The organism is Sunxiuqinia sp. sy24, from assembly GCF_052677165.1.
Window position 1 is genome coordinate 1 of record NZ_JBQYLH010000021.1, and the last position, 25,946, is coordinate 25,946.

At 43.4% G+C, this 25,946-nt stretch carries 22 protein-coding genes; 10 read left to right on the top strand and 12 right to left on the bottom strand.

The annotated features are described in order from the left end of the window. The 3 genes from ACUNWA_RS16425 to ACUNWA_RS16435 all read right to left on the bottom strand — a co-directional run. Positions 1 to 383, bottom strand: a 383-nt coding sequence (locus ACUNWA_RS16425) for an ISL3 family transposase (RefSeq protein WP_445593017.1), incomplete at its 3' end; no start/stop codon positions are given. A gap of 179 nt (positions 384 to 562) precedes the next feature. Continuing rightward, a complete protein-coding gene (locus ACUNWA_RS16430) occupies positions 563 to 1,813 on the bottom strand; it encodes an ROK family protein (RefSeq protein WP_445593018.1) in 1,251 nt (416 codons plus the stop codon). A 352-nt stretch (positions 1,814 to 2,165) separates the two neighbouring features. After that, entirely contained in the window at positions 2,166 to 2,549 is a 384-nt protein-coding gene (locus ACUNWA_RS16435; protein WP_445593019.1) for a VOC family protein, read from the bottom strand. A gap of 138 nt (positions 2,550 to 2,687) precedes the next feature. On the opposite strand from ACUNWA_RS16435, the gene surE reads away from it, so the two are divergent. From surE to ACUNWA_RS16470, 7 genes are all read left to right on the top strand, one after another. Then, positions 2,688 to 3,449 (top strand): 5'/3'-nucleotidase SurE, encoded by a 762-nt coding sequence (gene surE, locus ACUNWA_RS16440; protein WP_445593020.1) that lies wholly within the window; start codon positions 2,688 to 2,690, stop codon positions 3,447 to 3,449. Then, entirely contained in the window at positions 3,450 to 3,749 is a 300-nt protein-coding gene (locus ACUNWA_RS16445) for a hypothetical protein (protein WP_445593021.1), read from the top strand. Between the two features lie 3 nt (positions 3,750 to 3,752). Then, positions 3,753 to 4,886, top strand: coding sequence for a lipid-A-disaccharide synthase (gene lpxB / locus ACUNWA_RS16450; RefSeq protein ID WP_445593022.1), 1,134 nt, complete (start codon positions 3,753 to 3,755; stop codon positions 4,884 to 4,886). A gap of 39 nt (positions 4,887 to 4,925) precedes the next feature. After that, positions 4,926 to 7,340: a gliding motility-associated ABC transporter substrate-binding protein GldG gene (gene gldG / locus ACUNWA_RS16455; RefSeq protein WP_445593023.1), complete on the top strand. Its 2,415-nt coding sequence runs from the start codon at positions 4,926 to 4,928 to the stop codon at positions 7,338 to 7,340. Between the two features lie 130 nt (positions 7,341 to 7,470). Continuing rightward, positions 7,471 to 8,601, top strand: a complete 1,131-nt coding sequence (gene dnaN / locus ACUNWA_RS16460) for a DNA polymerase III subunit beta (RefSeq protein WP_445593024.1) — start codon at positions 7,471 to 7,473, stop codon at positions 8,599 to 8,601. Between the two features lie 122 nt (positions 8,602 to 8,723). After that, positions 8,724 to 9,527, top strand: a complete 804-nt coding sequence (locus ACUNWA_RS16465; RefSeq protein ID WP_445593025.1) for an exonuclease domain-containing protein — start codon at positions 8,724 to 8,726, stop codon at positions 9,525 to 9,527. Between the two features lie 77 nt (positions 9,528 to 9,604). Next, on the top strand, positions 9,605 to 10,219 hold the full coding sequence (locus ACUNWA_RS16470; protein WP_445593026.1) for a fumarylacetoacetate hydrolase family protein: 615 nt from the start codon (positions 9,605 to 9,607) through the stop codon (positions 10,217 to 10,219). 293 nt (positions 10,220 to 10,512) lie between these two features. Here ACUNWA_RS16470 and ACUNWA_RS16475 read toward each other — a convergent pair whose 3' ends face one another. The 9 genes from ACUNWA_RS16475 to ACUNWA_RS16515 all read right to left on the bottom strand — a co-directional run bounded on the left by ACUNWA_RS16475 (position 10,513) and on the right by ACUNWA_RS16515 (position 20,524). After that, entirely contained in the window at positions 10,513 to 12,060 is a 1,548-nt protein-coding gene (locus tag ACUNWA_RS16475) for a beta-N-acetylhexosaminidase (protein ID WP_445593027.1), read from the bottom strand. Between the two features lie 123 nt (positions 12,061 to 12,183). Next, positions 12,184 to 13,545, bottom strand: coding sequence for an alanine/glycine:cation symporter family protein (locus ACUNWA_RS16480; RefSeq protein WP_445593028.1), 1,362 nt, complete (start codon positions 13,543 to 13,545; stop codon positions 12,184 to 12,186). Positions 13,546 to 13,877: 332 nt separating this feature from the next. Further along, a complete protein-coding gene (locus ACUNWA_RS16485) occupies positions 13,878 to 14,933 on the bottom strand; it encodes an NAD(P)/FAD-dependent oxidoreductase (protein WP_445593029.1) in 1,056 nt (351 codons plus the stop codon). A 40-nt stretch (positions 14,934 to 14,973) separates the two neighbouring features. Beyond that, positions 14,974 to 15,807 (bottom strand): endonuclease/exonuclease/phosphatase family protein, encoded by an 834-nt coding sequence (locus ACUNWA_RS16490; RefSeq protein ID WP_445593030.1) that lies wholly within the window; start codon positions 15,805 to 15,807, stop codon positions 14,974 to 14,976. An 11-nt stretch (positions 15,808 to 15,818) separates the two neighbouring features. Beyond that, positions 15,819 to 16,772 carry an alpha/beta hydrolase gene (locus ACUNWA_RS16495; RefSeq protein ID WP_445593031.1) on the bottom strand — a complete coding sequence of 318 codons (954 nt, stop codon included), beginning with the start codon at positions 16,770 to 16,772 and terminating at the stop codon, positions 15,819 to 15,821. A gap of 267 nt (positions 16,773 to 17,039) precedes the next feature. Then, positions 17,040 to 18,281, bottom strand: coding sequence for a [FeFe] hydrogenase H-cluster maturation GTPase HydF (hydF, locus tag ACUNWA_RS16500; RefSeq protein ID WP_445593032.1), 1,242 nt, complete (start codon positions 18,279 to 18,281; stop codon positions 17,040 to 17,042). Between the two features lie 213 nt (positions 18,282 to 18,494). Next, positions 18,495 to 18,719: a hypothetical protein gene (locus ACUNWA_RS16505; protein ID WP_445593033.1), complete on the bottom strand. Its 225-nt coding sequence runs from the start codon at positions 18,717 to 18,719 to the stop codon at positions 18,495 to 18,497. A 148-nt stretch (positions 18,720 to 18,867) separates the two neighbouring features. Further along, positions 18,868 to 20,265 (bottom strand): [FeFe] hydrogenase H-cluster radical SAM maturase HydG, encoded by a 1,398-nt coding sequence (gene hydG, locus ACUNWA_RS16510; protein WP_445593034.1) that lies wholly within the window; start codon positions 20,263 to 20,265, stop codon positions 18,868 to 18,870. A gap of 1 nt (position 20,266) precedes the next feature. Next, positions 20,267 to 20,524 carry a TM1266 family iron-only hydrogenase system putative regulator gene (locus ACUNWA_RS16515; RefSeq protein ID WP_445593035.1) on the bottom strand — a complete coding sequence of 86 codons (258 nt, stop codon included), beginning with the start codon at positions 20,522 to 20,524 and terminating at the stop codon, positions 20,267 to 20,269. Positions 20,525 to 20,859: 335 nt separating this feature from the next. Between ACUNWA_RS16515 and ACUNWA_RS16520 the strand changes: the two genes are divergently transcribed. The 3 genes from ACUNWA_RS16520 (at position 20,860) to ACUNWA_RS16530 (ending at position 25,939) form a co-directional block, all read left to right on the top strand. Then, the gene (locus ACUNWA_RS16520; RefSeq protein WP_445593036.1) at positions 20,860 to 21,423 is read left to right on the top strand and encodes an RNA polymerase sigma-70 factor; all 564 of its coding nucleotides are present in this window, start codon (positions 20,860 to 20,862) and stop codon (positions 21,421 to 21,423) included. A 58-nt stretch (positions 21,424 to 21,481) separates the two neighbouring features. Beyond that, positions 21,482 to 22,468: a FecR family protein gene (locus tag ACUNWA_RS16525; protein ID WP_445593037.1), complete on the top strand. Its 987-nt coding sequence runs from the start codon at positions 21,482 to 21,484 to the stop codon at positions 22,466 to 22,468. Positions 22,469 to 22,552: 84 nt separating this feature from the next. Next, the gene (locus tag ACUNWA_RS16530; protein ID WP_445593038.1) at positions 22,553 to 25,939 is read left to right on the top strand and encodes a TonB-dependent receptor; all 3,387 of its coding nucleotides are present in this window, start codon (positions 22,553 to 22,555) and stop codon (positions 25,937 to 25,939) included. Positions 25,940 to 25,946: the final 7 nt, after the last annotated feature.

Sequence of the window (25,946 nt, forward strand, 5' to 3'; positions counted from 1 at the left end):
TTAGCATTATTCCGGTCATTGGTTTCTTCATCAATGGCATCCCATCGGTGTTTTATACGTATTTCCTGCAAGGCATCAAGAGCAAGTTTCTGAACATGGAAACGATCGATAACACGAGTTGCTTTAGGGAAGCATTGCTTCGCAATTTGCCCCATCGAACCGGCCATGTCAAGGGTTATTTCTTTGACTTTACGGCGAGCTCTGAGAGAGATGGTTCTTAATGACTCAATTACATCTTCTGCCTTGGTTCCTTTAATCATGGCTATCAATGCACCTTTCTTCCCCTTAGCTGCTTTGTTGGTAAGGATCGTGTAAAGCTCTCCATTAGACAACGATGTTTCGTCAATACTTAAATGAGTGCCAATATTGTCAGGGAAGATCATCCAGATCCACTTGAATTTTCTTCTCGGTAATTTTTATGCCTGTTATCTCAAAATATTGAAATAAGTCTTTGGGGAGAAAAGCCTCCACCAATGCTCTGTATTGATTTTGCTGTGAGTTCATTGATCGGTAAAAAAGAATATAAAGCAAAGATGATAATAATTTTTACTCCACCCGAAATTTATACTGATCTGTCTGTATGGGGATCTGCTGACTTGTCGCGGAATAGCTTCTGAAATACCATGACTGCCACGCCCTTTAGGCCGGAGTGCTCACCGAGTTCGGATATTTCAATTCTTACGTCATTAATGATGTTGTCCAGGCAGTATTGATTTAAGGCCTGTTGAATAGGAATTAGAACGTATTTTCCCGCTTGTGTGATTGGCCCGTTCAGAACAATGAGTTCAGGGTTGTAGAGTTGGATGAGGATGGAAAGTCCCCAGCCCAGGTTAGAGCTTAATTTGTGCAGCAGTGCAATGCATAGTTCATCTCCTTTTTTTGCACAGTCAATAATTGCTGCAATGTTCAGTAATTCTGGCTTGTTTGTACAGAGGCTGGTTAGTTGTGATTGGTTTCCCTTTTCTATTTCCTCGCGTGCCATGTCCAATAGGGTTTGAGAGGAAGCGATGGTTTGTAAGCAGCCTTGTTTGCCGCAGGAGCAAAGTTTGCCTTGCGGTATTATTCGAAGGTGACTGAATTCTCCAGCACAGCCATTTGATCCTTGGTGGATTTGCCCATCCAGGATCATGCCTAATCCTAATCCCCAGTTCCAGTTTAGCACCAGCGTATTTTTTGTGTTTCTGGCTTTGCCGAAAACGAATTCTCCCAGGGCTTGCATGCGGGCATCGTTTTCGATATAAATGGGCATGTTGAAATGCTGGACGAACCTTTTTTTTACGACTTGTGCTGTTGGGTCTTTTATCGTTTGGTTGACGCCACTCTGGGAATCAATTAGGCCCGGCATGCTTAAACCTATGGCAGCTATTTTTTCTTTTGTCAAACCTGATTCTGCTAGCAACTCATCGAAAACAGCTTCAGTATGTTCTTCAAGTAGGGGGTCATCAATATTTGTGGCATATTCATGTATGGCCGTTATTTCTTTGTTGTGACTATTGAGAAGTAATGCTTTGGCTTTGTGGTGCCCAACTTCAATTGCCATGATGAAGTATGAATCTTCTAAGAGGCTGTAGATTGTAGGTCGGCGCCCTCCTTTGGATTTGCCCACTCCGGATACACAAATGATTTTCTCTGATATTAATTCGTCTAAAACTGATCGAACAGTTGGTAGGCTAACATGTGTTTTTTTACTGAGGTAAGATGCTGGTTGTGGCGATTTTTTATACAGGTAGCGAATAATCTGCATTCGCAACTTATAGTGTTTCAATTCGCTGATCTGCATTTTGTCAGTATCTTCTTTTATGCGCAAAACCATGGTCGGTTTAGTTAATTAGGTTTAATGTTGTTGCTTTAGGAAAAGTGAACTCACTATTTGAATCGGGAGTTGCTAATTTATAAATAGGAATCTAATTTTAAAAATATTTTATGATTTTTTAACTAGTGGGTATAGACTGTTTGTTTTTATAGTTTCCTTATTGTCAGTCTTTTTGAAGACTAAATTTGCTTTTTCTTTTGTTTATCTTGAACGTTGTTTTTCATTGTTTCTGGCGCGAGGCTTTTGCGTGCCGGATTATAATGCTGAATTGATAGAGGTGATAAATAGCCATGAAGGATTAGAATAGAGCAAGATGAATTTCAATCATTGAAATTCATCTTGCTCTATTTCGCTATTTCACAGAGTGCAGGCAAATATGGTTGCCTTCGGTATCTTCAAATACGGCGAAATAGCCAATTTCGTCCGTGATTTTTGTTTTGGCTTGAATGATTTTGCCATCGGCCAAATTCACACGGTCGAGTATCTGGCTTAAATCACTTCCGCCGTTTAGGTAAACTTTGGTGCCTAACGCGCTTGGCGTGTAGCCCTGTCCCTGAACGATGGCTCCGCCAACACCCTTCGCTTGTGGCTCCATGGGGAGAAAACCCATGCGATGCGAACCCATCATTTCTTCGAGCATGTCGAAGTCAAAAATTTTGGAGTAGAAGGCTTTCGCCCGGTCGAAATTCAGGACGGGTATTTCGGCCCATACAACGGCATCTTTTATTTTTTCCATAATCTGACGTTTTAATAATTGTTTAACGAATCTACTAATCAGTTGGTTTGTTTCGTTTGAAAATAGCGTTTGAATTTTTTAGCCATTCAAGGGGATAAGATTATCTTTGTGTTTTGCAAAAAAGAAAGAAAATAACGAATGAAAGAGCGTCCGCTAATATTTATTACCAATGATGATGGGATTCAGGCCAAAGGCTTGAAAGAATTGTCTGAGGTGATGCGTCTTTTTGGAGATGTGGTAGTTGTTGCACCGGAAATGGCCATGTCGGGCATGTCGAATGCCATTTCGGTGGATAAGCCTCTACGAGCCACCAAGGTAGAGGAAGAAGAGGGATATATTGCCTACAAGTGTAGTGGTACTCCGGTTGATTGCGTGAAGTTGGGATTCAACCACCTGGTGGATCGGCTTCCTGACTTTGTGATCTCCGGCATTAATCATGGCGCGAATTCATCCATCAGTGTTGTTTATTCCGGAACTATGGGAGCGGCTATCGAAGGCTGTCTGCACGGGGTGCCGTCGATCGGTTTTTCGCTGTGCGACTACGCGCCTGATGCTGACTTCTCGAAAGCCAAAATGTGGGTTGCCCGGGTTTTTCAGTCGGTGTTCGAAAAAGGCTTGCCGCCTTTTGTCAGCCTCAATGTAAATATTCCGAAAGGAAATATTGAGGGAATTAAGGTGTGTCGTCAAGCTGCGGGGAAGTGGGTGGAAGAGTTGGAAAAACGCACCGATCCGCACCAAAGGGAATATTATTGGCTGGCTGGTTATTTTAAAAACTTTGAGCCCGATCAGGAAGGAACCGATATGCATGCTTTGGATAACCAGTTTGTGTCTATCGTTCCGGTTAATGTGGATATGACCTGTCGGGAGACCTATGAACGAATGAAAACTTGGAAATTCTAAATGGCAGGAATTGGAACCAATATCAATAAATTGAAATTCGGCTTTTGGCCGGGTTTGCTATTGCCAGCCATCATGTTTCTGGTGATGTATTTGGCACGCTACAGTGAAATTCGTTTTGAAGAATATGTTCAAAATTTATGGCGATTTAATATGTTGGTCAAGTTGCTTACCCTTTGCGTGTTGCCCAATCTGCTGCTTTTCCTGCTGCTCATCAAACGAAAATACGACCTGGCCGCGCGGGGCGTTTTGATGGCCACTTTTTTATATGCTTTTTTCGTCATCATATCAAAGGCTCTTTAACTCATGAAATACTATTTTATAGCTGGCGAAGCTTCAGGAGATTTACATGCTTCGAACCTGGTTGCCGAAATTGTAAAACAAGATGTTGATGCGCAGTTAAGGGGATTTGGTGGTGAACGGATGGAAAGTGCCGGAATGCATTTGACCCGACATTATCGCGCAATGGCTTTTATGGGGTTTTTGCCGGTTTTGATGAACCTGCGAACCATTCAAAAGAACTTTAAAACCTGCGAAGAAGATTTGCTAAACTTTCAGCCTGATGTGCTGGTTTTAGTTGACTATCCGGGCTTTAATCTGCGCATGGCCGAATTTGCGAAAAAACATGGTATCCGCGTTTTCTACTACATCTCTCCAAAAATCTGGATTTGGAAAAAGCACCGGATAAAAAAGATTAAGGCCTTTGTTGATGAGATGTTTACCATTCTTCCTTTTGAAACTAATTTTTACAAGGAACTGGGCTATGAAGTCAACTATGTAGGAAACCCTGTTTTAGATGAGGTGACGAGTATGCCTCCGAAAGTCGATTTTGAGACCTTTGTTGAAGAGAATAAATTGACAGGCAAACCAATCATTGGTCTGTTGCCAGGTAGCCGCTTGCAGGAAATTAAATCATTGCTGCCCCGAATGCTCGAAGCGGCTTCTAGCTTCACCAATTGTCAGCTTGTGGTTTCCGCTGCTCCCAATATCGATCAAGCTATTTATGATGGATTTCTTAAACAATATCCGGAAGTAAGCTTGCTGTACAACCAATCGTACGAAATTATGCAACAGGCGCGAGTTGCCGTGTTAGCTTCCGGAACGGTTTCTCTTGAAGCTGGTATTTTGCACTGCCCACAGGTTGTGCTGTACCGGATGGATGGGGGAGCACTTTTTTACTGGATTGGTCAGCATATTGTGAAAATTACCTGGGTCTCGCTGGTTAACCTTATTTTGAGGCGTATGGCCGTTAAAGAGCTTTTGCAACACCAATGTTCGGTCAAGAATATTCGGGAAGAATTGGAGCGGCTTTTAACTGATGAGAATCACCAGCGAGAAGTACAGCAAAGTTACGACGAACTAAGTCAACAATTGGGTGAGCCCGGAGCCTCAAAACGTGCTGCCTCAATGATGATCAAGAAACTAAACGAATTCAGCTAATCTTTTTTATCTTCGTTTGAGCAAACAACGAAAAAATACATGTATAGTTTATTTCGAAAGGAAATCACCACATTTTTCGGTTCTCTCACGGGCTATTTAGTGGCCTTTGTTTTTTTAATTGCCAATGGCTTGTTCCTGTGGGTTTTTCCCGGTAATTACAATCTGCTGGATAATGGTTATGCCACGCTGGATGGCTATTTCTCTTTGGCGCCCTGGATTTTTCTTTTTCTGATTCCTGCTTTGACCATGCGGTTGTTTGCCGAAGAAAAGCGGTCGGGAACACTCGAAATTCTGGTGACCAGGCCCGTGTCTTTGTTTCAGCTGGTTTGGGCCAAGTACCTGGCCGGACTGGTGCTTGTTCTTTTGTGTTTATTACCAACCGTGGTCTATTTTTACTCTGTTTATAGCTTGGGCAATCCGCCAGGAAACTGGGATGCCGGGGCAGCATGGGGATCATTTATTGGTTTGTTTTGCCTGGCTGCGGGCTATGTTGCCATTGGTCTGGCCGCCTCAGCCACAACGGATAATCCGGTGTTGGCTTTTGTGCTGGCTTTGTTTGTTTCCTTTTTGTGTTACCTGGGATTTGAATTTGCTGCTGACTTAAATTTCTCGCCAGCCATCAGCGAAATGCTGATTCAACTTGGAATCAATGAGCATTATTTATCCGTTAGCCGTGGAGTGGTTGATTCGCGCGATCTGATTTATTTCCTTTCTCTAGGCTTTTTCTTTTTGGTGATAACCAGTGTTTTGCTTCAGTATAAACAAAAACATTGGAAGCAACAATCCAAAAAGCTGGGGATGCTTGTCGTTGGCTTGATCGTGCTGAGCTATTTGTCCGGTGCCTGGTTTTTTCGACTTGACCTCACTGCAGAAAAGCGTTACAGTTTGTCGCCAATTTCAAAGCAGCTCATTCAGCAATTGGATTCGCCTATAAAAGTAGATGTGTTTTTGGGTGGTGAATTGCCTCCGGGATTTCGTAAGTTACAGCAAGCGTTGGTGGAGAAAATACAAGATATCAACGCTTATTCGGATTACCGCATTCATTATGAATTAATCGATCCGTATGAACTGGTTAGCACTTCCGAAGAACAAAAAAAGTTGTTTGATCGCTTGGTGAGCTTGGGGCTTCGCCCAACCGACCTGCGCTTACAGCGCGATGAAGGAACCGTTACTAAGTTGATTTTTCCGGGAGCGATCGTCAAGTACAAGGATTATGATGTTGGGATTAATCTGCTGAAAAATAACCCATCTTTGTCGCCAGAAGTTAACCTGAATCAGTCGGAGGAAACGCTGGAGTACGAGTTGATGCGGGCATTAAATTCCTTGATGGCTGATGCTAGTCCACGCGTGGCTTTCTTGCAGGGGCAGGGCGAATTGACTGAGCCGGAAACCCGCGACATTCGGCAAACGCTGTCCGAGAACTTTCAATTAACGGATCTCCATGCCAGCGAATTGTTTCAGAAAGAGGACTTGCCTGATGCACTGGTGATTGCTGATCCTAAGCAGGCTTTTTCGGAACAGGATAAGTTTTACATTGACCAATACCTGATGCGTGGCGGTAACTTGCTGTGGCTGGTCGATCCGGTGCGCGTCAGTCTCGACAGTTTGAGCAGGGGAGAGACAGCGCTGGCTTTTCCGCGCGACCTGAATTTGAATGATCAGCTTTTTCGCTATGGCGTTCGGGTAAATACCAACCTGGTGCAAGATGTGGAATGCCTGATGATTCCGGTGAATACTTCGCCGGTGGGCAGTGCTCCCAAATATACGCCGGCGCCTTGGTATTATTCGCCCTTGTTAAAACCATCGCAATCGCATGTGTTAAGCCGCAATCTGAATCAGCTGAAGGCCGAATTTGTGAGTACGATAGACACCGTCGGGAAGGATCCTGCCATCCAAAAGTATGTGGTTTTGCAGACTTCCAGCTATTCACGGAAAATTCAGACTCCGCTGGAAGTTAGCTTGCAAAGTATTAATCAGCCGCCAAGTGAAAGCGTGTTTAACGAAAAACACTTGATGATCGGCGTCTTGCTGGAGGGGCAATTTTCATCGGTTTTTCAGAACCGGATGTTAGATGATTTCAACACCCAGAAAATAGAGGTCATGAATCGGTCTGAACCTGCACGGATGATTGTTTTGGCGGATGGCAGCCTGATTGCAAACCAGGTTTCGAGGCGAAATGGACAAATTCAAACGTTGCCGTTGGGCTACGACCGCTATTCGCAACAGACCTTTGGCAATAAAGAATTTTTAGTCCATGCTATTAGTTATCTGTGCGACGAAACCGGAATTATGTCTTTACGGTCGCAGGCGTTTAAAATCCGCTTGCTGGATAAAGTGAAAATTCGGGAAAACCGGCTGTTCTGGCAGCTCTTTAATGTGCTCGTTCCGCTGGTGTTTATTTCCTTGTTGGGCTTGATATTCAGTCTAGTACGAAGGCGAAAATACAGTCGTTAATTACTTTGTATAAAATCTGACTAGAAAGCATAGGTTAAAAAAAGCAAAGTTTGTATATTCGTATGATTGTGCTTAAAAGATTGTTCTGTAAAGGCACACGAAAAAGATCAAAAATTTAAAATAGATATCAATGAAATTTGTTGTTTCCAGTACCGAATTACTGAGTCATCTGAATGCCATCAGTAAGGTGATTAGCTCGAAAAATACATTACCTATCCTGGATAATTATTTATTTCAACTGGAAGATAATCGGTTGACGATTACTGCCTCGGATTTAGAGTCAACTCTAATTACCAGTCTCCATTTGGACAATACGGAGGGGAATGGGGATGTTGCTATTCCAGCCAAACTACTTAATGACACCTTGAAGGAATTTCCGGAGCAACCTCTGACTTTCCAGATTAATGGAGATACATCGGCCATTGATATTTACTCCGAAAATGGTAAGTTTAGCATTGTGGGCCAAAATGGGGACGATTTTCCAGAACTTCCGGCTTTGAAGGAAGAAGCCGCAGCAACCATTGAAGTAAACCACGATGTTTTGTTGAACGGTATTTCGAAAACCTTGTTTGCCACTGCTGATGATGAACTTCGTCCGGTGATGAACGGAATTTTCATTGAATTGGGGAATGATGATTTGACTTTTGTAGCTTCTGATGCGCATAAACTGGTACGCTACAAGCGTAGCGATGCTAAGGCAGAAGTAGAATCATCTTTCATTCTTCCGAAAAAACCGGCAGCCTTGTTGAAGAACTTGCTTCCGAAAGAAGAGTTTGATGTGAAGCTGCAGTTTGATGATAAAAATGCGTTTTTCACCTTAAGTAATTATAAGTTGATTTGCCGCTTGGTGGAAGGAAATTACCCTAGCTACAACTCTGTTATTCCGAACAATAACACCAATAAAATGATTGTTGATCGTTTGGAATTGTTTAATACGGTGAAACGCGTGTCGGTTTTTGCCAACCAAGCCAGTAACTTGGTGAAATTGCATATCGATGATAACCAGTTGGTGGTTTCGGCGCAGGATGTCGACTTCTCGATTTCGGCTGTCGAGCGTTTGAAATGTCAGTATGAAGGTGATGAAATTGAAATCGGGTTTAAATCCACTTTCCTGTTGGAAATTCTAGCAAACCTTTCATCGGCTGATGTCAAGATGGAGCTGTCAGATCCAACGCGAGCCGGCTTGTTACTGCCAGCCGAGAGGGAGCATGAAGAAGAAGATGTCTTGATGCTGCTGATGCCGATGATGATTAATGCATAAATTGTAGCTGAATAACATATTGAAAACCTAACAAGAGTTGTTTTGTTAGGTTTTTTTGTTTGAAGTAACCCAAAACATTGCTTTCCGCGTAAGTGTAGAAAGCCAAATTGAAAAATAAGCAGATGAATTTAAATTTAAAGAACCCTTTGGTATTCCTTGATTTGGAAACAACAGGTATTAATATTGTCACCGATCGTATCGTGGAAATTGCTTTACTGAAGATACATCCGGATGGAAGAGAAGAAGAGCGGGATTTAAGGATTAATCCGGAAATGCCCATCCCGGAACATGTCAGTAAAATTCATGGTATTTATGATGAGGATATTAAGGATGCACCTACTTTTAAAGAAGTGGCTAAATCCTTGGCTAAATTTCTGGAAGGCGCTGACTTGGCCGGTTTCAACTCGAATCGTTTTGACATTCCTTTGTTGGCTGAAGAGTTTTTGCGCGTTGGTGTTGACGTCGATTTCAAAAAGCGTAAGTTTATCGATGTTCAGGCCATCTTCCACAAGATGGAGAAGCGAACACTTGCTGCTGCTTTTAAGTTTTACTGTCAGCAGGAATTGGTAAACGCCCACAGCGCCATGGCCGATACCAAAGCGACCTATGATGTGTTGAAAGCACAGCTGGACGTGTACAAGGAAACCGAATATGCAGATAACAAAGGGGTTAAAACAACTCCCATTCAAAATGATGTGAATGCCCTGAGTGAATTTTCATCTTATGATCGGAATGTTGATTTTGTAGGCCGCATTGTTTACAATGAAGATGGCGTAGAGGTCTTTAATTTTGGCAAAAACAAGGGCGTTCCGGTTGAAAAAGTGTTGCGTGAGCAACCAGGCTATTTTGGTTGGATTATCAACAGTGAATTTCCTCTTTACACCAAGAAAATGCTGACAGCCATTAAATTGAGAATGAAAGATTGAAGAAGTAGTGATTAGCGAGCTGGGTGTAATTTCCTACCTGCTCGAACCTTGCTACTCATGACTCAAAACTCGTTTTTATGAAAATCATTTGTATTGGACGTAATTACAGCGAGCATGTTCGCGAACTAAACAATGAAATTCCGGAGGAGCCGGTTATTTTCATGAAGCCCGATTCGGCTTTGCTGCGCAACAACGACGCTTTTTATATCCCTGATTTTAGTCAGGAGGTGCATTATGAGTGCGAGTTGATTGTCCGCATCAATCGTTTGGGGAAAAATATTGAACCCCGCTTTGCCAGCCGGTATTACGATGAAGTTGGATTGGGCATTGACTTTACAGCCCGCGACCTTCAAAACCAGCTGAAAGCGAAAGGGCTGCCTTGGGAGAAAGCAAAAGGCTTTGACCGCTCTGCAATGATTTCTTCCGAGTTTTTGCCCAAGAAACAACTGCCTGACGTGAACTCCATCAAGTTTCAATTGAAAAAGAATGGGGATTTGGTTCAGCAGGGAGATACGGCTTACATGCTTTTTTCGATTGACGAACTGATCAGCCAGGTGTCGAACTATTTCACTTTGAAGATTGGTGACTTGATTTATACCGGAACGCCGGCGGGTGTCGGCCCGGTGGCTATTGGCGATCGGCTGGAAGGCTTCCTGGAAGGGAAAAAACTATTTGATTTCGACGTGAAATAATCCGGAGATAAAAGGAAAGAACCTTAACAATAGAACAAGCCGAATTTTCAAGCCAATACAACAGGTTTGAGAGTTCGGCTTTTGTATTTCTGGGCTTGCTGGTTTCTTGCTAAGGTTTAGGGCGTCTTGCTAACGTATGGGGGGCTCCCTGCATACTTTTTTGCGGTCCTGCATAACTTTTTGCTTTCCTGCGCTGCAGGGGTAGCTAATTTTACTGCAGAACGGTAAAAAAAGTAGCAGGAACTTAAAAACTAAAAAAGGCTGTCTAAAAAAGACAGCCTTTCGTTATTCTTTTATTCGTTCCACGGAACACGTGTTGATCGGTAGTAATTAATTCCCCAACTGTCGTATTGATTGCCGTGTGAGGCCAGACGTACTTTGTACTCGTCCCAGCTGCGGCCTGCTGTTGGCGACCAGCCAATTTCGGCATAACCAGCCAGGCGTGGGAATACCAGGTATTCCATATCTGCCCGGTTGGTAACGGTTTCTGTCCAAAGGGGCGCTTCGATACCCAGAATATTATCGCGGCCAATTTCCTTTTCCAGTTTGGCGGGATCCCAATCGTAGCCAGTATCCACTTCAACATAGCCTGCCCAGTGCAGTCCGAGAGGTGAGATGGAGTCGTACTGCATGTCGAGGTAAGCTTTGGCAGCTGGCGACATGATTACTTTTACGCCTTGCGCCACTGCATTTTTCGCATTTTCGGCACTCGCCCAGTATTGCGCAATGCTTCGTTTATCCAGTTTTGCCAGGGTAACTTCATCCCAGCCAATCATGGTTTTGTTGTGCGCATAAACAATGTCTTGAACCCGCTCAATGAAAGGAATGTAGTCTTCCTTTTTGGTGACGTGTGATTCATCGCCGCCAATATGGATGTATTTTCCGGGGGTCATTTCGGCCAGTTCACCAATGACATCATCAATAAATTCATAGGTAATTTCTTTGTCGGTACACAAGGTGCTGAATCCAACTTCAATTCCGGTGTAAAGCTCGGTGGCTTTGCCATCGCAGTTCAATTCAGGATAGGAAGCCAAGGCTGCGTTGGTGTGTCCCGGCATGTCAATTTCAGGAATGATGGTAATGAAGCGTTCGGCTGCGTAGGCAACTAGTTCGTTATAATCTTTCTGGGTGTAGAACCCACCTTCGCCACCGCCAACTTCAGTTTGGCCGCCAATCTCTGTAAGTTTGGGCCACGATTTGATTTCGATTCGCCAGCCTTGGTCATCGGTTAGGTGCAGGTGCATGACGTTGAATTTATAATAAGCCATCAGATCGAGGTAGTGCTTGACATCGTCGACGCCTAAGAAATGCCGGGCAACATCGAGCATTGTTCCCCGGTATTCATACTCAGGATAATCCTGGATGGTTCCGGTAGGGATGATCCAGTCTGTTTGCTGCACTGTATTCTTTTCAATGTCAGCGGGTAGTAGCTGTCGGATGGTTTGGATGCCACGGAAAGCACCTGCGGGACTGCTGGCTTTTAGGGTGAGCAATTTGTTGTCAATTTGCAGTTCATACGCTTCATCGCCTGTCGTCTTTGGGGTCTCAAGATCAAGGTAAATGCCTGATGCAGGTGCATTCTCCGTCGTTTGTACGTTGAGACTAAAACCAGTAGCTGGTTTCAACTTACTGCTGAGGTACTGTGCTGTTTTCAGCAGCTCGGGCGATCCGTCTTTAACAAAAATGCTGGTTTTATCATTCAGTTTAAAGGACTTTCCGGTGGCCGTAATCGATACGGGCTTAGGAATCACCGTGTTTTTTGTCAGGTCGGTTGGCGTCTCTGGGGTGCAGGATAACAGGCCTGTAATAATTGATAGGAATACTAAAATTTGTTTGTTCATAGTTCAATGTTTCAATAATTTAGATCGAATTTATTTTAGGCTAAAATAGCGAAAACATTCTGAATGAAATAGAGGCTTTGGCAGGGATAAGCATTGTTTTCCTAATTTCAGCTAAACGAAAGACTACCGTCGGGTGTCTTTTAACTGCTTAAAATAAACTTTGGCAGCTTCTCGTACCCTTCCGGAAAGCAGGATAGCACTAATCATGGTTGGGAAAGCCATCATGGCAAAGGCCAGATCTAGAAAGCTTACCACCACCTGAAGTTGCGAAACAGAACCAATTACCACCAAGATAACCACCGCGTAGTGATACCAGTTTTGATACCGGGCACCCGCCACAAAACCCAGACATTTGCTACCATAATAGGGAAAGGCAAACATCGTGGAAAGAGCAAAGAAAATAACACAGATCGTCAGGATGTAACTGCCAAAGGGAATAACCTGGTCAAAGGCTTCGGCTGTTAAGGTTATACCATTGGAATCGCTGTGTTTCCATACGCCGGTAATGATGATGGCCAGGGCTGTCATGGTACAAACAATAATGGTATCGATAATGGGACCAAGCATGGCTACCAGTCCTTCGCGAATGGGTTCGTTGGTTTTGGCAGCGCCATGAGCCATGGGCGCGGTACCCACACCGGCTTCATTGGAAAAGGCAGCCCGGCGCACTCCGGTAATAATAATGGCTCCAAGCGATCCACCAAGAACAGCTTTGCCGGTAAAAGCATCGGAAAAAATTAGTTTTAAGCTTGGAATAATTTCACTGGCATTGGAGAAAATAATGTACAAAATAGTGACCACATAAACGACAATCATAAGGGGGACAACGCGTCCGGTAACCTTCCCAATACGTTTGACTCCGCCTAAAACGACCAAGGCGACAATAATAGCCAGTAGCAGGCCAATGATCAAATTGCTGCTAAAGGAAACCGATATGCCATTGGGTTGTAAAATAACATCGCTGATAGCTTGCGTTAGCTGGTTGGCTTGAAATATTGGTAGTACGCCGAGCATGGCCGTGATGGAAAAGAAAATGGCCAGCGGTTTCCATCGCTTACCAAGGCCTTCGGTGATGACATACATGGGTCCACCTTGTATTTCGCCGGCACTGTCTTTTCCCCGGTACATCACGGCCAGCGAACAAGTGAAAAACTTGGTCGAAATTCCGAGCAGCGCGGAAACCCACATCCAGAAAATAGCGCCCGGACCACCGGTGGTAATAGCAATAGCCACCCCGCTAATGTTGCCCATTCCTACGGTTCCAGCCAGAGCAGTTGCCAGCGCCTGGTAGTGTCGCAATTGTCCGGCTTCCTCCGGATCATCATATTTTCCACGCAAAATTTGAATGGCATGGCCGATGTATTTGATGGGAGCCAAACGGGAGAGCAATAAAAAATAGAGTCCTCCGCCTAAGAGCAGGATTAGGATGGGTGCTCCCCAAATCAGGTCGGAAAGGGTGATGATAATTTCTCCAAATGCTTTCAATCTGTTATTTTTTTAAGATTACTATTAACATCAGTTTGATATAGATCAAATGAAATTTCTTTTAAATTTTTAGTACATTCAACATTTTCAGTTACAGAAAACGGTCGAAGGCTATTGCGTACCATGGGAAATAATTCTACTGGACTATTTCGACTTACCTTTCGTAGTTTTAAAGTTCGTTCTTTTTTAGGTAGATAGCTTGAGGCATTGAGTTTTAGATCTCACGTTTAGGTTGAGCACAGGGCGTTAATATACGCTTTTTTTATTTTTTTTAAGGTTGGAGGTTTTTCTGCCGTAGCCAGCGTATTGGCGGTTGGGTTGCGCTGATCGTACTAATTTCTTTTGGGGAAGTAGCGGCTAATGCTTACCTCGGGATGAATCTGCCCCAATTTTCCGCAGAGAAAGTCGCTAAGCTGACGAGCAAAGTAAGGGCCAAGCATTGCGCCTTTGGAGCCCAAGCCGTTGAGAATGCCAATTGCGGGGTACTCGGGGTGAAGTCCCATGACAGGTCGCCGGTCGTGCGTGGTGGGGCGAATACCTGTTTGCTGATCGATAAGCTGATAGGTATCGGTAAAGATTTTGGCCAGCTTGTCCTGCAACTCTTCTCTCGCTTTGGCGGTGGAGCTTAACGACAAATCATCCCAACTGTAAGTGGCTCCCAGTCGATAGTATTGCTGGCCTTCCGGCATTAAAAATATCGCTTTGTTTAGAATGAAGTCGGCGTTATATTTTTCCGGTTTGATGCGCAGCACCTCGCCTTTGGTGTGTCGAAAATGGATTTGGGTGAAGAATGGGTTCGCAGATGCTGCATGTCCTTCACAAAAAATGATCTTGTCAGCCCGGATATCCTTGTAGTTGACCTGCTGATCGGTGAGCGTCAAGGCATTGAAATCGAACTTCTCAAACCGGATCATTTGTTTCTGAATCAGGTGAGCTTGCATGGATTCTATGAGTAATTTCAAATCTACCCGCCCGCTTTGAGTAACAGTACCCATACCAAAGTCGGACTGAATAAACTCATGAGGCTGTTCGTCCGGCTTAAAGCTGATATAGTTTTGGAGCTCGTTTTTCAATCCTTTTTTCTGCCAAAAGTCAGTTTCGTCTTCACCTAATACTTTCTTAATCTGCAGTGGGTAGTAAAACTGAATGCCAAATAATTCTTCCAGTTCGGCATAGGTTTTCAGTAGCCGGAAGAACAAGTCATCAATCAGCCAGCTTTTGGTCAATCGTCGAAATACAACGGGATTAATCACGCCAGCAGCTACATCCGACGCTTTAGCCTGCAGTGGATCATCTACTACCAAACACAATTTTCCGGCCTTCTCCAGTTCATGAACCAGCAAGCTGCCTGCCAATCCTTGTCCCACAATGAGGTAGTTAACATTCATTGCCTCTTAAGACAGCAGAAAACAGGAAATGTTCAGTGTCTTAGAATTCAAGTTCGACCAGAACCGGCAAGTGATCTGAAGGATAGCGTTTTTCGAAAGAGTCGGTGAGTACGCCATATTTTTTCACTTCAACTTTCCCTTTTACAAAAATATAGTCAATCCGGTTCTTGAGCGGACTGTTGAAGTCGAATCCATTGAAGGTTCCTTCGGGTCCGTAAGGTAATTGAGCAGAAACCTTTTTGCTGTCATACAGTTGCGTTTCGATTCGCTCAATCGGTTTTGAATCAGGAGTGAGGTTAAAATCACCCATTAAAATTACCGGATCTTTTTTGGTATTTAGCGAGTCTATGTTTTGTAAAATAAGTTGGGCTGAGTTGATTCGGGCTTCATCTCCTACGTGGTCGAAATGGGTGTTGAAAACCCAAAAGGTTTTTCTTTTATCATAGTCCTCAAACCAAGCGTAAGTGCAAATGCGTTTGCAGGCGGCATCCCATCCCATGCTTGGAGTGTTGGGCGTTTCAGATAGCCAAAACCAGCCATGGTCTTTGAGCTGATATTTGCGGCTGTTGTAAAAGATGGGAGAATACTCGCCCTTGGCTTTGCCATCTTCGCGGCCAACGCCAATTTGATCAAAGCCCGGCAATTGAAGCGAAATGTCGGTTACCTGGTCGTACAACGCTTCCTGTAAACCAATGATGTCGGCCTCATGGAAACGCAACAGATCAGTTACCAGGTACTTGCGGTTAGACCAGGCATTCTCGCCGTCTCCCGGGTTGTTGTAGCGGATGTTGTAGCTTACTACCCGGGCGGTTTGTGCTAAAACAGAACTGGTCGCTGATAGAAGAATCATAGCTAGAAGAATCGAGGTTCTCATTGGTGCTTAATTTAGTTTTGACAATAGTCTAATTCAGGATATTGGCAGGCGTGTTTGCCTGGTATTACGGTATGTATTTGGTTTTTTGACTGATGAAGAACAAAGTCATAGCAAAAGCTTATGATCTCGTCAAACTGCTCAGTCATGGGCGACCCGGCAATCCGGTGATTTTCCCCACAAAGGGTATAAAGCCAATAGGGTTTATCGAGCTGATGTAAGCGGTTGGCAACGGTTTTTGCGCCGTGCAAAATCAGGTAACCTGGTTTATCTTCGTTACAGTAATGGTGTGGCGCGGTGCCATAAGGCACCAGGTTGTCGCAGGTGCCATGAAACAGTAAAGAAGGAACTGCTGATTCAGCGTAAATTTTTGTGGTGTCGGGGATGGCACCAGCCATCGAAATAACACCGGCATAGTTTACGGGTCCCTTATCCAGATCGTAGCAATAGGGCGGCTGGTAAGCTGTCATCAGTGCAGATTCAGCTCCGGCACTGCTGCCCGAAAGAATGATCTGATAGGGATCGATCCCCAGTTGTTCCCGGTTTTCGATTAAGAAATAGGTGGCATCCTGAATGTCTTCAACGGCAGCACGAAAAGTGGCCATTTTTTCCTCTGTCGGGCAGTCGCAGCCAAAGCCGGTTGGCGTGCCTTGGCGTGTAAGGCGGTAGCTGATGGAAACTGCTACATAGCCACGGCGGGCTATTTTTTCACAGAACTCAATCGTACTTGCTCCGTTACGTGTGCCACCGGAAAAGCCGCCGCCATGAATGTATAACAAGACTGGCCGTGAGTAGTGATTGTCGAAAGCAGGTGTGTAAACATCCAGTTTCAGGTTTTGACCGTCTTTCTGAATATAGGTGAAAGTATCTGTTTGTACCGAGTCGGCTATTTCTTCCAGGTAGCGTTGCTGGGCAAAAGTTGTAAACGTAATAAATAGCAGGATGAAAGACTGCATTAATTTCTTCATGTCAGTTCTTTATGTTGATTTATGATCAGCTCGTTGAAATCGATGCTAAATTAGCTAAAAAAATAGAATCGGGCCAATGGTGTCGGATTGGTTCGTTGAGCTAGGTGCTTCAAGCATTGCCCGAGATAAATGAGAGTGGCAGACGATTGCTGTTAGAGCATTTACGTCTTGAAAATTTCTATTTTACTTCGAGTAACCTGTGTATGAAATCGTATGGACTTTCTGCCGATATCCAGTTGGAGCCTAAGATAGTTTTTGGCTCGTCTATTATTGCTGAGTATTGGTTTCTAAGTGATCTCTGTAAATTTTCAGGGCTTCGGGAAACGGTTGCAGAGCTCGTTCAAAAATGCCCAATGAATACGCAATGGTCAATCCATAGTTGGTGATGGGAACGCCAGCCTGTTGCGCTTTTAGGATGCGTGAGAGCATTTCGCGTCGGTTCCACATGCAGGCTCCGCAATGAATGATGAGCTTGTATTGGCTAACATCATCAGGGAAGTCGCGGCCACGGGCATGTTCAATTTGTAGTTTGCCACCCACGTATTTGTTGAGCCAGTTGGGTATTTTTACGGTACCAATATCTTCCTGGATGGGGTGATGCGAGCAGGCCTCGGCAATGAGAATCCGGTCGCCGGCTTTCAGCTGGTCAATAGCCATAGCGCCGCGCACCGTGGCTGTGAGGTCGCCCTGAAAACGAGCAAAGAGAATGGAGAATCCGGTGAGTGGGATTTCGGGTGGCGTGAGCGCGGCAACTTTTGTAAATGCCTGGCTGTCGGTAACCACCAGCTTGGGAGGTGTATTCATTCTTGATAGGGCTTCGGGGAGTTGCTGGTCTTTCACCACCATACAAAAAGAATCGCCATCCAGTAAGTCGCGGATACTTTGTACTTGTGGCAGGATGAGACGCCCTTTAGGTGCCTCTTTATCAATCGGAACAACCAGAATGGCTGCTTCGCCCGGACCGACTAAATCAGCAACAATGGCCGGACGGTTGATGTAATCGTCCGGCGCTGTTTTGAGGATGGTTTGTCGTAGCATGTCAATTCCGGCACGCTTAGTGGCTGAGGTTTCAACAACCGGTATTTTATCGGCCGATAAGCTGTTGAGCATGCAAGCTTGTGGCTGGTACAGGTCGGCTTTGTTGAATACCACGATCATTGGAATTCCCCGTTCTTTTAATTCGCGTAAGGTTGCTTCTTCAAAATCACCCCAAGTTTCGCTATTCGAAATCAGGATTCCCAAGTCCGTCCGGTCAAAAACCGCCTTGGTTTTCTGTACCCGCTTTTCACCCAGCGAGCCAACATCGTCCATGCCAGCCGTATCAATAAAAAGTACCGGGCCAAGCGGTAGCAGCTCCATCGGTTTTTCAACCGGGTCGGTGGTGGTGCCGGCTACTTCTGACACAATCGATACTTCTTGTTGGGTGAGGGCATTGAGCAAAGAGGATTTGCCCACGTTGCGACGGCCAAAAAGACCAATATGTAAACGAAAGGATTTCGGGGATTTCATGTGAATGTAATTAGGGCCCAAAAGTACGAAGGATCTGTTTTTTACGCAATGTTTTTGTGAAATAAATCGCTGATCTGTGCAGCGGAATGCCCATTTCTCCTCGTTCAAGTTAGCAGCGATAGTTGCTTCCTTGTGAACGAACATCCCTCATCACAAGGCATTAAAAAAGCCGACTAAAAAGCCGGCTTTTGTTAGGTATGAAAATACGAAGATTTACTTCTTGTCACCACAAGTTTTTTTCTGGCTGCAGCATTTCTTTTCGCCCTTCGTAGCACATTCTTCTTTCTTCTCAGTTTTTGCAGTTTTCTTTTCTTTTTTGTCTTTTTCAACAGTACTAACTTGTTCTGTTTTTGTTCCTTTTACGTCAGAAACAGAATTTCCTGCATAAGTTACACCGAAAGCGAATACAATTGCTAATACTAAAACCAATTTTTTCATAATTTCTATTTTAGAGTTTATAACGAGAGCAATTTATTAAGAATAATTCTAAATAAAAACACCCTTAACACTTATTTAGAAAAATATAAATTGGTTTATCCTAATTGTATTTGAGTGTAGTAGCTCGGTTTTAGAGATAATATAATGATTAGCAAAACATATCTTTTTGTCCCTGTTTTACCCGATCAACCAGCTTACGGGCACGTTCAGCGGGTAGGCCATCCATTCCGCCAATGGTACGTTCAATTAGTTGAATGCCGGTTTCGTAAGTTTGCGGTGACGCGTAATTGTTGAGGTATTCCATAAAGCTTGACAAAGCGTTTGGTCCGCAGTGTGCTTTAATGGCACCGGGTTTGGCCAGGTCCATAAAGTCTTGTCCGGTACGTCCCAGTCGGTAACAACCTGTACAGAAAGACGGAACATACCCCATGTTGGCTACATCGCGAATCACTTCATCTAACGGACGATGGTCGCCCAGACTGAATTGACCGGAGACTTCGTCTTCTAATTCTTCCTCATAACCGCCAGGATTAGTGCGGCTGCCTGCCGAAATTTGAGAAACGCCCAAGGCAAAGGTCTCCCTTCGCATTTTAGCTGTTTCGCGGGTCGACATGATGATGCCCGTGTATGGAACGGCCAAACGTAGGATAGCCACCAGCTTGCGGAACTCCAGGTCGGAAACCGGAAAGGGGGGGTGGGACGCAACATCCGATCCGGTGGCTGGTTCCATGCGCGGAACGCTGATGGTATGCGGACCGACACCAAACACACGTTCCAATTCAAACACATGCTGCATCATGGCCAGCAGTTCGAAGCGGGCATCGTTAAGTCCGAATAGCACGCCGATCCCCACATCATCGATGCCTGCTTCCATGGCCCGGTGGAGTGCAGTGACCCGCCAGTTGTAATCCATTTTTCGTCCCCCGATGTGCACCTTTTTGTAGGTCTGCTGATGGTAGGTTTCCTGGAAGAGCTGGTAGGTTCCAATATTTTCAGCTTTCAGTAGTTTGAATTCTTCATCGGTTAAAGGAGCTACATTCACATTCACGCGTCGTATTTCGGCATCGTTGTGGCTTGCGGCATAAACCGAACGAACGGAGTCTAACACATATTGAAATCCTTGTTTCGGATACGATTCACCAGCTACCAGAAGCACGCGTTTGTGCCCTTGTTTGATGAGTGCCTCGGTTTCATGTATAATTTCGTCCTGATTTAGCGCCCTCCGAACAATAGCCTTATTCTTGGCGCGAAAGGCACAGTAGGTACATTCGTTGGCGCACAGATTGGAAATGTAAAGGGGGGCAAACAGCACGAGCCGCTTTCCGTAAATAGTGTCTTTAATATGGTTGGCTGTTTGAAACAGTTCCTCCAATTGCTGCGGATCGCTGATTGCGCTTAATATGGCAACATCCTCGAGCTTGAGCCCTTTCATTTCGTTTGCCTTGGCTAGCACGTCACGTACCTGAGTAAAATCGGGCTGACTGTGTTTTTGCAGGATGTCGTTTATTTCCTGTTCGTTGATAAATGTTTGTGTTGCTGTTTTCATGTTACTCATTTTTTGCCATTCCTGATTTGACCTGTACTCCTTTAATTGCTCCTAAACGCCCGTTTAGTTTACCCAACTCATCGGTTGTACAGTCGACTACCAAGGTAATAACCGATGTTTGTTCCTTGGCTCGAGGAATGCCGGTGCGGGCCAGAATAAAGTCAGCGTGTTTACTCAGCAGTTCATTCACCAAAGTGGCACTGTTCGTTCGGTCTTCGACAATAATTCCTACAAAACCCAATCTTTTTTCGGCAGTCATTTTTATGTTTTTGGGCGGGAAAAGGAAAGAAAGAGAGGTGCCAGCCAACAAGCTGTAGTATACAGTAATTGATCGGAACACGAATTTCGTATGATTCTTCCCTTGAAGTCAGTCGATTGACCTTCCCGCAGGTTGCGTGGCAAACTTACAATTGTTTGATGAGAAAAAACAAAACGAACAGCAGGTAAGCGGTTATTTTTAATGATTCTTTATTTCATGGCTGACCTGTTCCCTGGAGATGCCATTTGATGGCAGAGATAAAGAACCTAAGTTCCGTTGCGAGTTTTTAGTACTTATTTTTATTTCATTAGATTTGACTTTCGAAAACGAAAAGGATGTCTGATTTTGATACGCTTTTTAAGAATTACCATCACTCGCTATTTGTGTATGCACTCAAATTTGTGGCGGATGAAGAGTTGGCTTTAGATCTGGTGCAGGATGTTTTTGCTTTGATTTGGGAAAAGAAAAAGCTAAGCCTGGATGATGAACACTTGAAAGCTTATCTGTTTCGATCCACTCGAAATGCTTGTCTAAACCATCTGAAGCATCAGCAGATTGTTAGTAAGCATCAAAATCAACAACTTTCGGCACTTGGTGAAATGGAGTTGTCGTACTATCGCGATGGTGAAAAATCATTGATTGAAAAGGAAAACCTGGAGAAAATCTACCAAGCTATTCGTTCGTTAGCTGAAATTCATCGCGAAGTGATTGAACTCAGCCGTTTTGAAGGCTTGAAGAATAAAGAAATTGCAGAGCGATTGAATGTTCCAATTCGTACTGTCGAAACCCGATTGTTCCGGGGCTTGTCTGCTTTAAAAGAGAAATTGTCGGGAAATTTGTTTCATATCTTGCTTAATTTCTGTTGTTTGAAAAATGAAGAAAAAAAAGGTTCCAGCTGATGACGTAATTTGGGTTGATCAGTTGTGTTGATAGTAAAAGACCTAAAAATGGTTGGATATGAGCGATGCAACAGATAAAGACCAATTGATAGCCCGGTATTTGAATGGCGATTGTTCGCAGGAAGATGAACGGAATCTCTTGGCTTGGATTAATGAAAGCCCTGATAATAAAAAAAAGTTTCTGGAACTAAAAGACACCTGGGATGCCAGTCTGAAAACTTCTTCACGCGAAACCGAGCAGCTTTTACAATTCTATAAACGACAAGCTTCCAAAAAGCAAATCCGAATTATTCCTACATGGGTTTATGGGCTTTCGGCAGCTGCTATCCTGATGCTGGGATTGTTGATTGGCGGCATTTTGCCCTCCAGTCTTTCTCCCGGAATTAAACAGCAAGTTGAATCGTTTTACGTCCCACAAGGTTCACGTTCCGAATTAATCCTGGCGGACGGCACGAAAGTAAAGCTGAATGCTGATAGCCGCCTGACTGTGAGCCCGGATTTTTCAGCTAAAAACAGGTTGGTTCGTTTAGAGGGGGAAGCGTATTTTGAAGTGCAGTCGGATAAAGCGCATCCTTTTACCGTGCAAACCGATAAATTTGATGTGCTGGTTACCGGAACCAAATTCAATATAAGCAGTCATGCCGAAGATCGGCAGATAAGTACAACGTTATCTGAAGGAAGCGTGCAGCTTTCAACTATCAACAAGCAAGTTATTTATTTAAATCCCGGAGAAAAAGTCAGTTTTGATCAGAAGACGATGAAGCCAATGCAGGAAAAGGTTAGTGTTGAAGCAGAATTGGCATGGGTTAATGGGGACTTTGTTTTTAAAGGAATACATTTTGCGGATCTGATTAAACGTCTGGAACGCTGGTACAATGTGAAGCTGAATTATCAGTCAACAGCGCTCGAAGCCATGGTTTATTCGGGAAGTTTCAAAAATCAGGAAACCATCTGGCAAGTGTTGGATGCCTTGAAGCTGACCAGTCCAATCGACTATAAGAAAAAAAACTTCAGAGAGTTTGAACTAACTTATAAGCCTATGTAATTATAATAAAGAAGACGAGATGTCGCCACAACATCCCGCCTTTTAAAACAATCAAATTAATAATTGTCTAAACATTTCAAATTTATGAAAAAAAAACGAACCTACAGGGGGCACGGCTCATGGGCTGACATCCCTAAAACTTATCGAATTATGAAACTAGTTTGTTTGTTTCTGTTGGCAGCTTTGGTGCAGGTTTCTGCAGCAACGTATGCGCAAAAAACAAAATTGAGTGTGTCGGGGCAAAACCTAACCATCGAACGGGTGTTGGGCCAGATTGAAGACCAATCGGAATTTTCGTTCTTTTATAATAGCCAGGAGGTTGATTTAAGTAAGGTTGTTAGTTTAGATCTGAAAAATCAAACGGTTGATCAAGTTCTGGATTTCCTGATGAAAGAGTCAGGATTGAGCTATACCGTTAATAACAAGTTGATTATTGTTCATAATGAGCAAGATTCCAGATTCAAAGAGTTGACCACTCAAGTGAAGGATGTTTCTGGTAAGATAACCGACTCGTCCGGACAACCGCTTCCAGGAGTGACTGTTAGGGTGAAAGGTACCACGCAGGGAACGGTGACCGATTTTGATGGGAACTATTCTATCTCTGATGTGCCAACAGGTGGAACTCTGATTTTCTCTTTCGTTGGAATGCGAACACAAGAAGTTGTTGTGGGGGACCAAGCATCTATTAATATTAAGATGCTTGCTGATGCAATTGGGCTTGATGAGGTTGTTGCAATTGGATATGGAACGTCAAAGAAATCAGATCTGTCGTCATCTATAGCTACTGTTTCTGGTCTGGATAAGATTAATAGTCGGGCTATTACAACACCTCAGGATTTTCTTCAAGGAAATGTAGCAGGTGTAACCGTTGTTCAACAAGGTGGTGATCCAACTCAAAGTGCAAAGGTTGTCATTCGAGGTGTTGGTTCAGTAAACTCTGAAACTCCTCTTTGGGTAGTTGATGGAATGCCATATTACGGAGGAGCACTTAATCCGAATGATATTGAAACAATGGCAATTTTGAAAGATGCAGCGTCAGCTTCTATCTATGGAGCTCAAGCATCATCCGGGGTAATCGTTGTTACAACGAAAAGTGGTAAATCAGGGAAGCCAAAGATAAATGTTGATGTTTTTGCTGGCTTCCAGCAGGTTACAAATACGCCAACACCTCTTACTGCCGAGCAGCAAAGTTGGGCCTATAATACAGCAACCGATAATGCCGGTCTTTCAAGATTACCCGCACACGATGCTAGCCAAAATCCATGGGGGGCAACAACCCGCACGAATTGGATTGATGAGATATTTAGAGATGCCTTTGTCTATAATGTAAATTTCTCACTTTCGGGTGGTGGTGAAAAGGGACGCTATATGTCTTCTTTCAATTATCAGGACAAGGATGGTACATTACAGGGAACCAATTCAAAGAGGTTTACATTCAGAATGAAAGGAGAATATGATCTAACTGACAATATTACTATTGGTGAGAATTTCTTCCTTGCAAGAACTGAAGCTGTTGGGACAAATACTTCATCAAGTTATTCTGGAGCCATCATAAATGCAATGTATATGCCTTCCGCAGCTCCGGTGTATGACGATAATGGTGCGTTCCATGGTGTTGCTCCCGAAGGTTCAGCATTTGCTGGAGCTTATGGTGATGTTTACAACCCCGTTGCTCTTTTGTTACGTCCTACTACAACTAGCCCGGTAACCAACTACAATGCGAATGTTTACCTCGACTACGAAATTATAACGGATTTAAAATTCCGTTCTTCTTTTTCAGTTGATATTCGTAGCAGCGATTATAAAAAATTCACTCCACGTATCCCCGAATCAGGACGCCGTACAGATATGAATTATTTGGGGCAGTCCTGGTCTGACAGGAATAAATGGATTTGGGATAATCAAGTAAGCTATGCTAAATCATTTGGAAAACATAATTTGGATCTAACTGCTGTTTATTCATCTCAATATACAGATTATGAATATAATGACGTGGAAACACAAGATTTTGCAAGAGAAGAGAATTGGTATCAGTATATTGAGAATGCCGCTGAAATTTTAGAATGGAATAGTAATGTTTATGAGGATGCTCTAACATCGGCAATTGGTAGATTTCGCTACAATTTTGATAATAAGTATTTCATTTCAGCAAGTATCAGGAAAGATCAAACTTCGCGTTTGGCAAAAGAAAACAACAGTGATATATTTTCTTCACTTTCAGGAGCTTGGAGGATTTCTTCTGAGTCGTTTATGGAGGATGTTGATTGGGTTAACTCATTGAAATTACGCGCATCATGGGGACAAATTGGAAATATCCAATCTGTAGGCTATTATGCCTACAATGTTCCAATGAGCTCACACCGACCTTATTTGGGTGAAGATCCAGCTTATTTACCAGGCTACTATGTTGCTCAACAATCAAACAGAGATTTGAAATGGGAAACTTCGGAGACCTATGACCTTGGTCTTGACGCAAGTCTTTTTAATGGAAGAATCGAGATAACTGCAGATTATTTCCAGAAGTTAACAAATGATATGATTCTAACCAACGCTGCTGATCCACATACTGGTGTTACCGAAGGACCTACATCAAATGTTGGGAGTGTAAAAAATGAAGGATTTGAATTTTCAACAAATTATCGGAATAATGACAATGAGCTAAAATATTCAGTTGGATTTAATATAACAACTATAAAGAATGAATTGAGGGACTTAGATGGGTATACAAGCGATTATGTTTATCACAGTAACAATGTTCGTTCGTCACTATTTCCTTATCGTTCAGAACCAGGTCAGCCTTTATATTCATATCACTTGATTACCTGTGAAGGAATTTTTAATTCTCAGGCAGAAATTGATGCATACCAATTAAATGGTACGCCTATTCAACCAAATGCCAAACCTGGTGATTTGAAATTTACTGATTCAAATAACGATGGTAAGATATCTGATGAGGATCGCATATTCCACGGAAATGCTTTTCCTACATTTACCTATGCTTTTAACATCAATCTGGAATACAAGGGATTTGATCTTTCCTGTTTGATTCAAGGTGTTGAAGGAGCTGAAGTATTTAATGGCTATAAGTATTCGACTTACAATATGAGTGAACAAACTTACAATCGAGATAATCGGATACTGAACGCCTGGACTCCTGAAAATAAGAATACAGATATTCCTAGACTATCCACAGCTGATGACAATCGGAATTTCGGAACCAATTCAACATGGTACTTGGAAGATGCTTCTTACATTCGTTTGAAGAACATCACAATTGGTTATTCTTTACCACAAAGAACGTTAAGCAAGTTTGTAAATGGCTCTTCTCTCAGATTATATGTTACAGCAGAAAATCTATTTACTATAACTGATTATTCCGGAATGGATCCGGAAGTGGGAGGAATTGGCTTTGATGTTGGTTCTTACCCTGTTTCACGAATATTATCAACAGGTTTGTCATTTTCATTTTAAACATAAA